Source organism: Candidatus Methanosphaera massiliense, from assembly GCF_028890305.1.
Taxonomy (GTDB): domain Archaea; phylum Methanobacteriota; class Methanobacteria; order Methanobacteriales; family Methanobacteriaceae; genus Methanosphaera; species Methanosphaera massiliense.
Genome location: NZ_JARBXM010000001.1, coordinates 1,003,920 through 1,018,522, shown reverse-complemented (window position 1 = coordinate 1,018,522; position 14,603 = coordinate 1,003,920). Strand labels below are relative to the sequence as shown.

Sequence of the window (14,603 nt, the reverse complement as noted above, 5' to 3'; positions counted from 1 at the left end):
TTAGATAATTTTAAATTATTAAAAAATAGTGAAAATAGATATAATCTATCTATTCGTTTTAGACAAGTATAATTCCTTTGGTTATTAATCTTAGATAATACAATTATTAACTAATTTAACAATAATTATTCTTAATTCTAGATTTACGAATAAAGAATACTTAGATTTTACAATAAATCATATTTAGTTGTTCTTTCTTGTGGTATTCTTCCAATATCTGTTACTAATTGTTTGATTTTTTCCACAGGTAAATATCCACCATAGCCTCCACCAGCTGCTGTAGATATTTTATCTTCAATCATGGTTCCACCAATATCATTAGCTCCACATGTTAATGCTACTTGTGTCATTCTTAAACCTAATTTAACCCATGAAACTTGAATATTAGGTATTATGTTTCCGAAGATTATTCTTGAAATTGCATGTATTTTTAAATCTTCTATTCCTGTTGCACCGTTTGATATTTTACCTAATTCATTATTTTCTCCAAGGAATGTCATTGGTACAAATTCTGTGAATCCATGGGTTTCTTCTTGTATTTCTTTTAATATGAACATGTGTTCTATTCTATCTTCCCATGTTTCGATACTTCCATACATTATTGTTGATGTTGTTGGTATTCCTAGTTCATGAGCTTCTTTTACTACCTGTGACCATTGTGCTGTTGTTAGTTTGTTCGGACATATTTGTTTTCTTATTGAATCTACTAATATTTCAGCTGAGGCTCCGGTCATTGTATCCATTCCTGCATCTTTCAATTGTGATAATGCCTCTTTTGTTGTTATGTTTGAATTTTTTGCTGTCTGATATACCTCTGCAGGGGATAATGCATGTAAACATATGTCGTGTTCATCTTTGATATTTTTTATGAGATTACAATAGTAGTCTATAGTCATGTCTTTTGTTATTCCACCAAATAGACATATTTCTGTTGCTCCTACTGATTTAGCTTGAACTATGCTGTCTGATATTTCTTCGTCAGACATTTGGTAATTTTCATGATTTCTGAAGGAGCAGAATTTGCAGCCTATCATACAGTGGTCTGTAATATCTATAGCCTTATTTACTACGTATGTTACTTTGTCACCCACTATTTCTTGTCTTAGTTTATCTGCTGTGTCAAATAATTCAAATTGATTTGCTGATCGTACTAAGTCCAGAGCTTCTTCTTTTGTAATTTCATTATCTAATGATTTATTGTATATTTCATCTAACATTACACTCACGACCTTTTTTATTAATGTTAAATTTGTAAATTCTTTGATATTTACTAAGAATAATTTTCTATTATTAATTATATTTTATGTTGTTAATATCTTTGTATTATAATTTATCATTATTAATCAGTATAATTAGTATAGAAATAGTAAAATAATATTATTAAAAATAAAAAAAGAGTTTCAAAAAAAGTTACAAGAAAAAAAAATAATTATTCTATTCAGGTAATGTTATTTTCCATAAATAATATAATTCTTCTACTTTATCTTGTTTTTTAGATCGTTTTTTAGATTTCTTTTTAAGAGTAGATTCTTCACCAGACCATTCAGAAACAGTGTCATCTAAATATTCTGCAATATCATCATCGTAGTAACGGGTACCTATAGTATAACAGTCAGGTTCATTGCGTATGTATATAATGCCCCCACCTTTTTCTTCCATGATGTCTGTAATTTTTAATAAAGTATCATAATATTCTTTTGCTACCATAAGAAACCTCCCTAATTTAATCATAAAAATATATTAATATATATTTATATTCAATGCATTATATTAACTTTATTATATACTTATTATATATTAATCCCCACAATCCCTAAGAGAATCATCATCAAAATGAGTATTTTTGATTTTTCTAATAATTTTACAAGTACTATCTAACTCAAATTTCTTGTAATTCTTAATTTTAACGACTTTAATATCTAAGCCCTCTTTAAGCAAAGATTCATGCAATGCTTCTGGGTCAAAGTGTTGATCAGGACCAATTGCAATGATATCTGGCTTTTTTTCTTTAACTATTTTAAATGGGTCATCCTCATTACCTACATAAGCCTCATCTACAGGTTTAAGCATGCTAATCATTTCACATCTTTGATCTTCACCAATAACAGGAATACGTTTATGTTCCTTTACTGTCTTATCTGTAGCTACAACAACCATTAACACAGCATCATGTCCACCTAATTTCTTTGCTTCATTCAAATAAAAGCTATGTCCCGGATGAATGATATCAAAAGTTCCAGAAGCCATTACTTTAATAATAATTCCTCCCTTTAATCAGATTGATATTCTAAAGCATCTTCAAATTCAATTAAACCCTTGTATAAAGCAGAACCTATGACAACATAATCAGTTCCTAAATCACTTAAAGTTTTCAAGTCATCAAGAGAAGTTATTCCCCCTGAATAAATAATTGGAATAGATATGTTTTCAAGTAATTCTTTAACAGGTTCAATATTTATTCCACCAAGTAATCCTTCGACATCAACATTAGTAAATAATATTGAACCAGCACCCTTATCTTCAAAAATTTGTGCGTATTCTAATGGTGTTTTATCAGTAGATTCTGTCCATCCATGTGTAACTACCTTGTTATCTTTACTATCTAATGATACACATATTCTCTCAGAGCCATATTCATCAGATAATTCTTTAATAATATCAGGATTCTTTATAGCCATTGTTCCAATGATAACTGTCTGGATTCCAGCATCTAGTAAGTTTTTAACATTTTCTTTTGTTCTGATACCTCCACCCATCTGGATAGGTACTGTTGTATTTTCAATAATATCATGAACAATTCCAATATTTTCACCACTGCCAAGAGCACCATCCAAGTCAACTATATGTAACCTTTTAGCACCTTTTAACTCCCACTGTTTTGCAACCTCTGCAGGATTATCTAATTCTATTTGTTCTGTTCCAGGTTCTCCCTGTACTAATTGTACACATTTTCCATGTTTAATATCTACTGCTGGTATAATTATCATAATCTTATTCCATCCATCAAAAAAAATTAAAATTAAATATTACTGATTCGTTTTATAAATTTATTATCAATTTATGTGATTAATATAATAAGTTATTAACTATGTTATTCAAGGATTCCTAACGAAATAACTTAAAGTAATTTAAACAAATATAATCTATATATAAAATTTTGGATGAGTATGTAAAATGAGACGCGTTGCACTAAAAATAGCCTATATTGGTACAGGATTTCATGGATACCAAAGACAGCCAAATTATAGAACAGTAGAAGGAGAACTATTAAAAGTATTCAAGGAAACACATATTATAGAAGACACATGGGATGCCCATTACTCAGTAGCAGGAAGAACAGACAAAGGAGTACATTCAACAGGAAATGTAATCTCATTCATAACCGATGAAGATATACATATTAATCAATTAAACGGATTACTACCTGATGATATTAAAATCATTGGCGAGGCAAGAGTACCCTATGGATTCAAGGTACGCTTTCCACTAACAAGAACATACACATACATCCAACCAATAGACCCCTTTAAAGAAGATAAACTAGACATAACTAAAATCAGACAAGCAATGCAGTACTTTATAGGTAAACATAATTTCCGAAACTTCTCTAAACGGAACGAGAAAAATCCAAACAGAGAAATAAAAAATATTGAAGTTGAAGTTAAAGACAACATACTGATATTCACAATTACAGGACAAAGCTTCCTATGGAATATGGTAAGAAAAATGGTAACATCCCTCCTGCTAGTAGGATATGGAGAACTTGAAGTTGATACCATAAATAAACTACTTCAGCCAGTAGAATTAAGACAATACATTCGATTAAGACCAGCTCCTGCAAATGGATTAATTCTTAGTGACATGGAATATAAGAATATAAAATTTAAAGATTCACAATATGCTAAAGATAAGCTAATAGAAGTACTTAAAAAAGAGTACATAAAACATGACCAGGAAAAAAAGGCAGATATCAAATTAATCGAATTACTAGAAAAACAAGAATAAGTGATATGAAATGAAAATAGGAATAGTACTGGGAACACGACCTGAAATAATAAAGATGTCCCCGATAATTGAAGAAATAGAAAATAGTGACTCAGAGCTATTATTAATACACACGGGACAGCATTATGATATAGAAATGTCAAAACAATTCTTCATTGACTTAAAACTACCTGTACCAGACTATAATATTGGTATTGGATCAAACACTGCTATAAACCAGATAAGTATCATCATATCAGAACTAGAAAAAATATTAACAAAAGAACAGGTGGACATAGTACTAGTTCAGGGTGATACAAATGCAGTTCTTGCCGGTGCTCTGGCAGCAAACAAACTAAAAATACCTGTAGGACACGTTGAAGCAGGATTAAGATCATTTGATAAAAACATGCCTGAAGAAATTAATAGAATAGTAGCAGATGGATGCTCAACACTATACTTTGTGCCAACAGAGGAAACAGCAATAAACCTACAAAATGAGGGAATAAATCACAACTCAATATATGTAACAGGAAACTCCGTAGTAGATGCATGTAAAAGAAACCTAAAAATAGCATTAGAAACTAGTAAAATTAAAGAAGAAATAAATAGCGACGAATATATTGCATTGACATTACACAGAGCAGAAAATGTGGATGATGAAGAACGCTTAAGACATATTGTTCATAGTCTAATCAATTTACCATACAACTTTGTATTTCCAGTACATCCACATACAAGAAAATCACTAGAAAACCTGGGACTATATGAAGAAATAGCTAACTGTGACCACATACAGATTACTAAACCGTTAGGCTACCTTGACTTCTTATACTTACTATCACAAAGTCAATTAACATTAACTGATTCTGGAGGAGTACAGGAAGAAGCAATAACCCTTGATATTCCATGTGTAACACTAAGATATAATACTGAACGTCCAGAAACAATAACTGCTGGTGGAAATATTCTTGCAGGAACTGAATCAGAGGAGATAATGAAAAATATCAGCGATATTCTAGACAATAAGGATATTTATGATAAAATGAGCCGTGCCAAGAATCCGTATGGTGATGGAACCACAGCAAAACAGATATGTTCAATAATTAAGGAAAGATATGATAAAGATAATCTTAAAATTAGGCGTGCTGATGAAATAGAAGACTTTGAAGGATATTTCATGGACACTGTCCATGAAGATATTACTGTTAAGGAATATGAAGCAAGAAATTCTGGAAATATTATAGAACAAGTGTATTCTGAAGGAATCCCCCAGTATATCTCTGAGGAATTAAATCTTAATAATAAGACAATTATCTATAAAAGATTTAAAAAAATCGATTGATAACCTGTTTTATTTGTTTACCTAACCGCCACTAAATCCTATTTATTTTTTAAAAAATAATAATACTAAAATATTAGTTTAATCATAAGTTTAAGTAGATTAAATACTTTCAATAATAATATATGAAAACAATAATAGGGAATGTTAAAATGAATTTTGATACAATACAAGTAGGAATATTTGGTTTAGGCCATATTGGATTACCTACAGCAGCAATACTAGCTAATAATAACATACATGTTCTTGGAGCTGATGTTAATACAGAAACTGTTGATAATATAAACAAAGGACTCTGTTCATTTAAAGAACCAGGATTAGATGATTTAGTTAAAAAAGCTGTTACTAATAATTATCTTAAAGCAACATCTAATCTGGATGTTGCAGCAGTAGAATCCGATATATTATTAGTTATTGTACCAACACCTATTGATGAAAATAAGAAATCCGATTTATCTTTTGTAATATCTGCATGTGAAAGTATTAAAAAGGGACTGAAGAAGGGTAATCTTGTTGTTATTGAAAGTACTGTTCCACCAGAAACAGGGATTAATGTTATTAAACCAATACTAGAAGAGTCTGGATTGAAATGTGGTGAAGACTTCTATCTATCATATAGTCCAGAAAGAGCATTGCCTAACAATACTATTTATGAGATGACACATAATGTCAGAATTATTGGTGGATATGATGATAAGAGTGCTGATTTAACAGCTAATTTATATTCTCATATAACACAGGGAGACATTATTAAAGTTAAAAATATTACGAGTGCTGAAATGGTTAAATTAATGGAAAACACGTATCGTGACGTTAACATTGCATTAAGTAATGAATTTGCATTGATTAGTGAAAAGATTGATGTTGATGTTAATGAGGTTATACGTGCTGCTAATTATCATCCAAGAGTAAATATTCATACTCCAGGTCCTGGTGTTGGTGGTCATTGTATTCCAGTTGACCCTTACTTCCTTATTGAATTAGCAGAGACTTATGGTACATCTGCTCGTTTAATTAGTGATTCAAGAAAGATTAATAATTCTATGCCACAGCATGTTGTGGATATCCTGTTAGATAACATTGATGATGTTGGTGATGATTTTGTTATCAGTATTCTTGGAATAGCATATAAGGGTAATGTTGATGATATACGTGAAACACCATCTAAAACACTTATTGAATTATTAAAAGATAAGGGTTTTAATGTTGTTGCCCATGATCCATTAGTATCGGACAATGTTATTGAATCATTTGGTGTTAAATCAGTGTCTTATGATGAAGCATTGGATGCTGATTGTGTTATTATTATGACTGACCATGATTTATATAAAGATATTACGCCGGACATGATTAAAAATAATTTTATTATAGTTACCCGACCTATTCTGGATTCAAATAAATTCCGTGAAAATGGTGTTAATTTCCAGGCAATTGGAGATATTGATTAAATATCCTTTTACTACTTTTTTTGAGTGTTTAATATGAAGATTCTGGTTTTTGAGTATTCAACTGTTCTGTTAGATAATATCTTAATGTCAGAGGGTGTTAATATGTTAAAAAGTATTCTTTCTGATTTAAATGATGTTGAGGATTATTTAGTTGATTACATAGTAAGTGATAATTTATCTTTTGATGAGTTTCCTAATTGTAATGTTATTCATGTTGATGATTTGTTCTCCTGGTTAGATGTTAATTGTGAGTACTATGATTGCTGTTTATTTATTGCTCCTGAAGATGATTTGATTCAGTATAAGATTACACTTATTCTTGAAAAACATGGAATTCCTATAATTGGCTCAAATAGTTCTGCTTCTTATACATGTACTAGTAAAAGTAGAACATATGATGAAATACCTGATAATATATTAAAAGTTCCTTCAAAAATAATCAATGTAAATAATATAGATTATGAAAATATTAATAGTATTTTAAAGAAAAAGAAATTGATAATCAAACCAGACAATCGAACATCGTCTGACTTAATATACAAATTCAATGACATACACCAATTAAGAAAAATTATAAAGAAATATGAAAAAGAAGATGTACTAAAAGCATTAATTCAGGAATACATACCAGGTAATTCGATAAGTGTAAGTACTATATGTAACAATGACCACATAGACATTATTAGTATCAACTCACAGGAAATTAAGGAAAACACTACACAAATCGAATACACAGGGTGTAAAACACCTATACAACATCCACTAAAAAAGGAAATTATAGAACAAACAAAGAAAATATTAACAAACATTCCAGGGTTAAGAGGATTTGTTGGTGTAGACTACATTATTCATGATAAGAGCATATATTTCATTGAAATAAATTCGAGAATCACAACACCATACATTGTTTTACATGAATTAACAGATGAAAATTTAACAAAGACATTAATTGAAAACTTATTAAACAATGAAAGTAGAAAGATAAAAATAAAGAGTACTGGATATTTTTATAAATAATATTTTTTGGAGAACTATATATGAAAATTATGGGTTTAGATATTGGTGGAGCAAACACCGACTGTGCTATTGTTAATCTTAACGAAAATAATATCATGACTTCTATTAAAAAAAATAAAGTATATTTACCAATGTGGAAGGATAATGACAAATTACCAGAATGCTTACTAAAATTAACTGAAAATGATAAGGATATTGATGTAATATGTGTAACAATGACAGCAGAACTTGCTGATTCATACACTACTAAAAAAGAAGGAGTACTTGACATATCAAACAAAGTAGTAACTACTTTTCCAGATAAGGATATATTTTTCGTAACCTTGGAAGGTTTAAAAACTTATGAAGAAATTTTAGAAAATCCATTAATTGTAGCTGCTGCTAATTGGGTGGGAACTGCTCATATTATAGGATATATTAAAAAGGATTGTATATTTATTGATATGGGAAGTACAACTACAGATATTATACCAATAAAAGATGGAAAAGAAGTAGCATCTGGCCATACTGATCTTGAAAGATTAGGTACTGGTGAATTAGTTTATACTGGTATGTTAAGAACAAATCTTGCAACTATAGTTAATCAAGTTCCTGTTAACAACGTAAAAACAGGTGTAAGTAGTGAATTATTTTCAATAACCGCAGATATCCATAGAATTCTTGGACATATCTCCGAAAAAGAGTACACCTGTGATACTCCTGATGGTAAAGGTAAAGATATTGTATCCTGTAAAAGAAGATTAAGCCGTCTAGTATGTGCTGATTTAGATAGTCTATCAGATGCTAATATTAACAATATAACTCACTACATTCATGAAAAACAGATTCATCAATTAACAAAGGGTTTATTAAAAGTTGTTGAAAATAATGGAATGGACACTGTAATAATAACAGACCTCGGTCATGGAAATGTATGTGAACTAGCAGCAAAACGTCTTGGATTAAATATTATTAACATAGCCGATTACTTTTCAAAAGAAGCTATGAGTATCCTCACCGCCATAGGTGCTATTCAAATGTATCTGGAGGAATACGTAGCCAAGGAATTACCTCTAGGATACTACGTATAAGTTAAATTTAAATCAAAAAAAAAGATAGTAAATATTTTAATTTACTATTAATAACTATTTTTTAAAGAAACATTAATTATTCAATACCAAACATCTTTTAAATGAATAAGATAAGCAAAGATGTTTGCACCTAAATGTAAAAATACACTAACTACAAGAATAATCAATATCATTTGCCATGTTAATTGTATGAATGGTGATATGAATATTAATGCAACAACTACAAAATCTAATTGATCAAGTAGTGGTACTGGTTTTCCACGTTCAAAGTTAAGTCTACGTTTAATAAAACTACCAATTGCATCACCGATTAAAGCACCAAACCCTAATAATAATCCAATTAGTAATCCTTTAGGAATATAACCGGAAACCATTGTTATCTGAATAGCTGAGATGTTAAAGAAGTAATCACCTAATCCATAGGAAGCTAACCATCCTAGAAGACCACCAATGATCATTCCAAAAAGGCCTCCTCCAATAATACCTCTCCATGTGACACCATCACCAACTAATCTTCGACCATCCCATGCATCATGCCCCAAATCTAAGGGTGTTCCTCCACCGAATACTAATGCTGAACCATTAGCAAGATATGCTGGAATCATCAAGTATATTGAATAAATTATTAAATTTATGATGTCCATTAATATTAACTCCCGTTTTAATAATAATATTTAATATGATTTTATTTATTTATAAAATGATTTGAAGAAATAGAAAACACTCTTATTAATTACCAGAAAATCATACATAAAATTATTTAAATAAAATTAACCTAAGTATTAATTATAATAAATGGTTAAAATAAAAGAATATATTCTAATTATTTAATCAAAAATAAATTATAATATTTTCAAAACTTTTGAATCAATTTATTGGAGGGGGATTAAAATAACAAAAACTAAAAGCTTATGTCCAGAATGTCTAAAAATACTAGATGCAGAGGTATATGAAGAGGACAATACAATATATATCGAAAAAACATGCCCAGAACACGGAACATTTAAGAACACTTACTGGCACGACGCTGAAGCATATAAAAAAGCAATAAAATATGAAGCAGAGCCACATAGACTAACAAACTTAAATGAAAATATTAAAGGGGAATGTCCTTCAAACTGTGGATTATGTAAAGAACATGAAAGTCAAACAGTGCTCGGATTGATTGACGTTACTAACAGATGCAACCTAAGATGTCCAATATGCTTTGCAAATGCAGCTGCATCAGGAACACTTTTCGAGCCATCCCAAGATGAAATAAGACAAATGCTAAGAAATTTACGTAAAAACCAGCCAGTACCAACACCAGCTATCCAATACGCAGGTGGAGAACCAACAGTACGTGATGACATTGTAGATTTAATTAAAATGGCTAAAGAAGAAGGATTTACCCATACACAAATTGCAACAAATGGAATTGCCTTAGCAAATAATGAAAACTTAGCACAGGAATTAAAAGACGCTGGCTTAAACACAGTATACTTACAATTCGATGGTGTAACAGAAGAACCATATCTAAAAACAAGAAATGCAAACATACTTCATAAAAAAATAGAAGCTATAGAAAACTGTAGGAAAGCAAGTTTAGGAATAGTTCTTGTACCTACATTAGTAAAAGGAATAAATGAAGATCAAATTGGGGATATTATTCAATTTGCATTAGATAATATTGATGTTATAAGAGGCGTAAACTTCCAACCTGTATCATTTGCAGGCCGTACACCAACAGATAAAGTAGAAGAACAACGTATCACCATAGATGACTTTATGCATCTTGTTAAAGAACAGACAGATTGTGATATAACTGAGGATGCATTCTATTCAGCTTCAACAGTAGCTCCAATATCTGATTTAATAGCAGCACTCAATGGAACAGATGAAGAAGTTACATTAACTTGTCACGAACATTGTGGTGTAGGTACCTATGTATTTAAAGAAAAAGATGGTAGTGTAATCCCAATTACTGACTTTATTGACGTGGATAAATTCATGGAAATACTTGAAAACACAATTCCTGGTCTAGAAAAAGATTCAAAATTATCAAAATCTAAAGCAATTGCAAAAGCAGTTAAAAACCTACCTAAAACTATTGATACTGATAAATCACCATCTTACATTGATATTACAAGTCTACTTAAAAACATATTTATCAAAAAGGATTATGATGCACTTGGTGACTTCCATATGAATGCATTACTTATTTCATCAATGCACTTCATGGATCCATTTAACTTTGATCAGAACAGAGTGGAAAAATGTGTAATTCATTACGCAACTCCTGATGGTAGAATTATTCCTTTCTGTTCAATGAATAATATATACAGAGAAGAAATTGAGGAAAAATGTCACGTTCCATTAGATTCTGATAGAGCTAAAGCTATAATGGAAAATATTAGACAAGCAAAATTAGATAGTCTTAAAAAAGAACAAGCAGGAAAATAGAATTATATTAATTATTTTTCTTGTATCATTTATTTTTTTTAAATTTTTTTTTTTACTAAGAAATAAATTATTTCTGAAGAGCAAATATTAAAGAAATAATTAACTATTTTTTGAATATATTCATAATTATTAATTTTAATACAAACGAATTGATTTTAACAATGTTTATTAATAATAATAAATAAACACATACATATCTCATTTAACTATACTATTTTGTAAAAAATATAAATAGTAGAAGTTATTAATAGATGAATATATTATAATTTATCTTTTAAACTAAGATAGTTGATATAAATTATAATCTTAGACATAGAACAATATAGAAAAATCAATACAAATAAATAATGTTTAAAATAAATATTATGATTTATATATTGAAAGGAGGTATAATATGTCTCAATTACCATTAACACCATTAGGAAGAATTATTAAAAATGGTGGAGCAGAACGTGTAAGCGAAGATGCTAAAGTAGAACTATCAGAATTTTTAGAAGATCAAGCTGCTGAACTAGCAAAACTTGCATTAGACAATGCTAAAGAAAACAGTAGAAAAACTTTAAAAGCAGAAGATATTGCAGTAGCTTACAAAAAATTATAAAAAGTACGATAATAATTCAAATTTTTATTTTTTTAATTTTATATCTTTTTTTGAGATATTTGACTTAGAAATATCTTTATAATAAACATCAGTCCCTTCAACTATTTTTAAGGATATGACTTCACATTTTATATTTAATGAAATACCATCTATTACTAGAACATCTAGTTTTACGATAGGGTATATTTTTCTATTACCAACAATTAATGGTTCTAGTGTGTAAACTTTATTACCAATCATAAAATCAATTTCTTAATATTTTTATAATATTTCTAAGATTTTTATTTGTAAATATTTTTATAAGTATTCTTATCACATTAGTTAATATAATTCTAAGAGATATGTCTATATCTGTTTTTATTAGAAATTTATTTATTTCTGGAGTTAGTAAAACCTGTAATCCTAATGGATAAAATGGAGCTGATATTGCCCATATTATATTACATGTTTTGATTGTTAAATTATTATTATTTAATCCGAGGTTAGCATTTATTTTACTTGTATTAAATTTACATGTTTTTGTCAATAGTTTTATTAATTCCATTATGTCAGGAAAAGCTTTCTTTAATAGAGGATATAATTCTTTGAGTTTGTTTGTTATATCTTCTTTTGACGTGTTTTCCAGGGATGTTTCTTCATCTGATTTTTCTAAATTAAATGTTTTGATTTTTATTTTATGGGATTTATATATTAAGTTAATGATTATAGTCTTATTTTTAAAATTATATTCTACATTAATCAGATAATGATTAATTGTAATTTCACCATTATAGTCTAAGTTATTATTATTAAATAATACATGTATATTTAGTGGTTTAATAATTATCATGAATAATAATACAATGAGAATAAATAAAATAACCATTAATATTTCAAGTATCATTATCAATCATTTCCATATAATTTAATATAATTTTAAATTAAAATAGTGTTTGTTAGGTTAAGTTATATGTAATTTAAAAAAATCAGAAAAAAATGAAAAGAGGCCTATTCCTCAGGAACCTCTTTAACTTTTGTTTTAATATCATCAATATCTACATCGTTCGGAACATCTTGTGCTGGCTGAGCATTTCTGTTACTGAGAAAATCAAAAACAAATTGTCCTAAACCATTTAATAAATCTTCAATTGGTGTATCATTACCTTCAACAGGTACTACTTCCACGCCGTTAGGTCCTGGAACATTATCATATATAACTACAAATGCAATAGGATCTATTGAGCCACCACCACCAGCTCCGCCAATTTCAGTATTTTTATCTCCTTCATGGTTACCTAAACCTATTCCAAAACCTAAAGCTGTTTTTGAAATAGGAATAATTGTTTTGTCCTTAATTGTTAAAGGTGAACCAATGATACTATCAGTATTCATAACTTTCTGAATTTCAGATAATGTTTTTTCTATTGAGTTATCAAGATTCATAAATATGCTCCTACATTTATTGTCTTTAGTTACTGATATCTTTTAATTAACATATATTATTTTTTATTAAAAATAAAAAAGAATGAATAATTAACCAAAAAATATAAATAGTAGTATCACTTAATATTATAATAGTCTTAAAAAAAGGTATTTCTGGGCCGGTGGTCTAGAGGTATGATACCTCCTTGACGTGGAGGGGATCACGAGTTCGAATCTCGTTCGGCCCATAACATAATTTTATTTTAATATGCCGTGGTAGTTCAGTTGGGAGAACGCCAGACTGAAGATCTGGATGTCGCTGGTTCAAGTCCGGCCCACGGCATATTTTTACATTAATAATAAAGTATTTTTATAACAATTAAATCTACTATTTCTATAAAATAAGTATTATATTTATTAAAAAATTAATTTGAGTAATAAAAAAAGCTATTTTTCTAAAAATCTAAAAAAAAATAAAAAAAAAGAATTATCCAGATCCTATCATCTTGGTTAATTTTTGAACTATAAATTCACCAATTACTCCGCCAATACCAGTTATAATACCACAGACTACAATTGATGATAGAATTACTAATACATCTCTAGATACAGTTATGGTTATTATACCAATTATTAATCCAATTGTAGAGGATGTAGTGAATGAATCCTTATAGCTCATACGAGGTAATATAAATACCGCTAATATTCCTGCAATTAGTAAGGAACCTACCAGTATTATCATTAAAGACTCCATGTTTTGAGATACAAATGTCATTATCTCAGCAGTAGATGATGGTAGATTTGATTCATCAACAATAAATCCTAGACCAACCAATGCAAAGAAGAAGAAATCAATTACTCCCAAAATCATTGCAACTACTCTGAATAACCAATTAGTATGAATATCTCCTTGACTAGTATATGAAAATTGATGTGTATTATTTTGTTGACTATCTGTAGATGATACTCCTACCATGTTACGTACACTTTGATTATATTTATTTACACTATCCATATCATATTGTAACTGAAAACGTGTACCTCCACAGTATAAACATGTTCCTGTTTCTCTAGGATTAACTGATTTACAGTTGGAACATATTTTATAGTATGAAATTTTAGGTAATTCAATACCTCTTAATATAAACTGTAACTCCTGCTCATCAGCTGCAAATTCTAATACATGTCCACAATTTTCACATTTGTCAAAGGCTAATGGAGCTGAATCATTAACTTTAACAAATCTTTTACAATTTGGGCATACAATGTAACTCATAGTTATCAATCTTCATTATTAT

General features: G+C 29.0%; 16 protein-coding genes and 2 tRNA genes. 9 read left to right on the top strand and 9 right to left on the bottom strand.

What is annotated here, in order from left to right; all coding sequences use genetic code 11:
- Window positions 1-167: 167 nt before the first annotated feature.
- The 4 genes from cofH to hisA form a co-directional block, all read right to left on the bottom strand.
- Complete coding sequence (gene cofH / locus OTK55_RS04900; RefSeq protein ID WP_274870943.1) at window positions 168-1,217, bottom strand: 5-amino-6-(D-ribitylamino)uracil--L-tyrosine 4-hydroxyphenyl transferase CofH; 1,050 nt, start codon at window positions 1,215-1,217, stop codon at window positions 168-170.
- Between the two features lie 217 nt (window positions 1,218-1,434).
- Complete coding sequence (locus tag OTK55_RS04895; protein ID WP_274870941.1) at window positions 1,435-1,707, bottom strand: hypothetical protein; 273 nt, start codon at window positions 1,705-1,707, stop codon at window positions 1,435-1,437.
- A gap of 90 nt (window positions 1,708-1,797) precedes the next feature.
- Window positions 1,798-2,247, bottom strand: a complete 450-nt coding sequence (locus OTK55_RS04890; RefSeq protein ID WP_274870940.1) for an FAD synthase — start codon at window positions 2,245-2,247, stop codon at window positions 1,798-1,800.
- Window positions 2,248-2,270: 23 nt separating this feature from the next.
- A complete protein-coding gene (hisA, locus tag OTK55_RS04885) occupies window positions 2,271-2,987 on the bottom strand; it encodes a 1-(5-phosphoribosyl)-5-[(5-phosphoribosylamino)methylideneamino]imidazole-4-carboxamide isomerase (RefSeq protein WP_274870939.1) in 717 nt (238 codons plus the stop codon).
- A gap of 187 nt (window positions 2,988-3,174) precedes the next feature.
- Here hisA and truA point away from each other — a divergent pair, with 187 nt between their 5' ends.
- From truA to OTK55_RS04860, 5 genes are all read left to right on the top strand, one after another.
- Complete coding sequence (gene truA / locus OTK55_RS04880) at window positions 3,175-4,005, top strand: tRNA pseudouridine(38-40) synthase TruA (RefSeq protein ID WP_274870937.1); 831 nt, start codon at window positions 3,175-3,177, stop codon at window positions 4,003-4,005.
- A 10-nt stretch (window positions 4,006-4,015) separates the two neighbouring features.
- Window positions 4,016-5,329 (top strand): non-hydrolyzing UDP-N-acetylglucosamine 2-epimerase, encoded by a 1,314-nt coding sequence (gene wecB / locus OTK55_RS04875; protein WP_274870935.1) that lies wholly within the window; start codon window positions 4,016-4,018, stop codon window positions 5,327-5,329.
- A gap of 149 nt (window positions 5,330-5,478) precedes the next feature.
- Entirely contained in the window at window positions 5,479-6,774 is a 1,296-nt protein-coding gene (locus tag OTK55_RS04870; RefSeq protein WP_274870934.1) for a nucleotide sugar dehydrogenase, read from the top strand.
- A 102-nt stretch (window positions 6,775-6,876) separates the two neighbouring features.
- Window positions 6,877-7,791, top strand: a complete 915-nt coding sequence (locus tag OTK55_RS04865) for an ATP-grasp domain-containing protein (protein WP_274870932.1) — start codon at window positions 6,877-6,879, stop codon at window positions 7,789-7,791.
- A gap of 20 nt (window positions 7,792-7,811) precedes the next feature.
- Window positions 7,812-8,861, top strand: coding sequence for a hydantoinase/oxoprolinase family protein (locus OTK55_RS04860; RefSeq protein WP_274870930.1), 1,050 nt, complete (start codon window positions 7,812-7,814; stop codon window positions 8,859-8,861).
- A gap of 80 nt (window positions 8,862-8,941) precedes the next feature.
- Here the strand turns inward: OTK55_RS04860 and OTK55_RS04855 are convergent, their stop codons facing one another.
- Entirely contained in the window at window positions 8,942-9,505 is a 564-nt protein-coding gene (locus OTK55_RS04855) for a CDP-2,3-bis-(O-geranylgeranyl)-sn-glycerol synthase (protein ID WP_274870929.1), read from the bottom strand.
- Between the two features lie 241 nt (window positions 9,506-9,746).
- Between OTK55_RS04855 and tes the strand changes: the two genes are divergently transcribed.
- Together tes and OTK55_RS04845 are read left to right on the top strand one after the other, a co-directional pair.
- Window positions 9,747-11,303: a tetraether lipid synthase Tes gene (tes, locus tag OTK55_RS04850; protein WP_274871772.1), complete on the top strand. Its 1,557-nt coding sequence runs from the start codon at window positions 9,747-9,749 to the stop codon at window positions 11,301-11,303.
- A 394-nt stretch (window positions 11,304-11,697) separates the two neighbouring features.
- Complete coding sequence (locus OTK55_RS04845; RefSeq protein WP_274870927.1) at window positions 11,698-11,904, top strand: histone family protein; 207 nt, start codon at window positions 11,698-11,700, stop codon at window positions 11,902-11,904.
- A 24-nt stretch (window positions 11,905-11,928) separates the two neighbouring features.
- Here OTK55_RS04845 and OTK55_RS04840 read toward each other — a convergent pair whose 3' ends face one another.
- The 3 genes from OTK55_RS04840 to OTK55_RS04830 all read right to left on the bottom strand — a co-directional run bounded on the left by OTK55_RS04840 (window position 11,929) and on the right by OTK55_RS04830 (window position 13,326).
- Entirely contained in the window at window positions 11,929-12,144 is a 216-nt protein-coding gene (locus OTK55_RS04840; RefSeq protein WP_274870926.1) for a hypothetical protein, read from the bottom strand.
- A 4-nt stretch (window positions 12,145-12,148) separates the two neighbouring features.
- On the bottom strand, window positions 12,149-12,787 hold the full coding sequence (locus OTK55_RS04835; RefSeq protein ID WP_274870925.1) for a hypothetical protein: 639 nt from the start codon (window positions 12,785-12,787) through the stop codon (window positions 12,149-12,151).
- 104 nt (window positions 12,788-12,891) lie between these two features.
- A complete protein-coding gene (locus OTK55_RS04830) occupies window positions 12,892-13,326 on the bottom strand; it encodes a GerW family sporulation protein (RefSeq protein WP_274870924.1) in 435 nt (144 codons plus the stop codon).
- A gap of 155 nt (window positions 13,327-13,481) precedes the next feature.
- Between OTK55_RS04830 and OTK55_RS04825 the strand changes: the two genes are divergently transcribed.
- Both OTK55_RS04825 and OTK55_RS04820 read left to right on the top strand, forming a co-directional pair.
- Window positions 13,482-13,553, top strand: a tRNA-Val gene (locus OTK55_RS04825).
- A 22-nt stretch (window positions 13,554-13,575) separates the two neighbouring features.
- Window positions 13,576-13,648: transfer RNA gene (locus tag OTK55_RS04820), tRNA-Phe, on the top strand.
- Window positions 13,649-13,792: 144 nt separating this feature from the next.
- On the opposite strand, the gene OTK55_RS04815 is transcribed toward OTK55_RS04820, so the two are convergent.
- Window positions 13,793-14,581, bottom strand: a complete 789-nt coding sequence (locus OTK55_RS04815; protein WP_274870922.1) for a hypothetical protein — start codon at window positions 14,579-14,581, stop codon at window positions 13,793-13,795.
- Window positions 14,582-14,603 lie beyond the last annotated feature (22 nt).

What these genes read in the sequence shown, in the direction of transcription:
- OTK55_RS04895 (WP_274870941.1), bottom strand. Translation starts at nt 1,707, where the DNA reads ATGGTAGCAAAAGAATATTATGATACTTTATTAAAAATTACAGACATC.
- wecB (WP_274870935.1), top strand. Translation starts at nt 4,016, where the DNA reads ATGAAAATAGGAATAGTACTGGGAACACGACCTGAAATAATAAAGATG.
- OTK55_RS04830 (WP_274870924.1), bottom strand. Translation starts at nt 13,326, where the DNA reads ATGAATCTTGATAACTCAATAGAAAAAACATTATCTGAAATTCAGAAA.
- OTK55_RS04845 (WP_274870927.1), top strand. Translation starts at nt 11,698, where the DNA reads ATGTCTCAATTACCATTAACACCATTAGGAAGAATTATTAAAAATGGT.
- cofH (WP_274870943.1), bottom strand. Translation starts at nt 1,217, where the DNA reads ATGTTAGATGAAATATACAATAAATCATTAGATAATGAAATTACAAAA.
- OTK55_RS04865 (WP_274870932.1), top strand. Translation starts at nt 6,877, where the DNA reads ATGTTAAAAAGTATTCTTTCTGATTTAAATGATGTTGAGGATTATTTA.
- hisA (WP_274870939.1), bottom strand. Translation starts at nt 2,987, where the DNA reads ATGATAATTATACCAGCAGTAGATATTAAACATGGAAAATGTGTACAA.
- OTK55_RS04835 (WP_274870925.1), bottom strand. Translation starts at nt 12,787, where the DNA reads ATGATACTTGAAATATTAATGGTTATTTTATTTATTCTCATTGTATTA.
- OTK55_RS04860 (WP_274870930.1), top strand. Translation starts at nt 7,812, where the DNA reads ATGAAAATTATGGGTTTAGATATTGGTGGAGCAAACACCGACTGTGCT.
- truA (WP_274870937.1), top strand. Translation starts at nt 3,175, where the DNA reads ATGAGACGCGTTGCACTAAAAATAGCCTATATTGGTACAGGATTTCAT.
- OTK55_RS04855 (WP_274870929.1), bottom strand. Translation starts at nt 9,505, where the DNA reads ATGGACATCATAAATTTAATAATTTATTCAATATACTTGATGATTCCA.
- OTK55_RS04840 (WP_274870926.1), bottom strand. Translation starts at nt 12,144, where the DNA reads ATGATTGGTAATAAAGTTTACACACTAGAACCATTAATTGTTGGTAAT.
- OTK55_RS04815 (WP_274870922.1), bottom strand. Translation starts at nt 14,581, where the DNA reads ATGAGTTACATTGTATGCCCAAATTGTAAAAGATTTGTTAAAGTTAAT.
- OTK55_RS04870 (WP_274870934.1), top strand. Translation starts at nt 5,479, where the DNA reads ATGAATTTTGATACAATACAAGTAGGAATATTTGGTTTAGGCCATATT.
- OTK55_RS04890 (WP_274870940.1), bottom strand. Translation starts at nt 2,247, where the DNA reads ATGGCTTCTGGAACTTTTGATATCATTCATCCGGGACATAGCTTTTAT.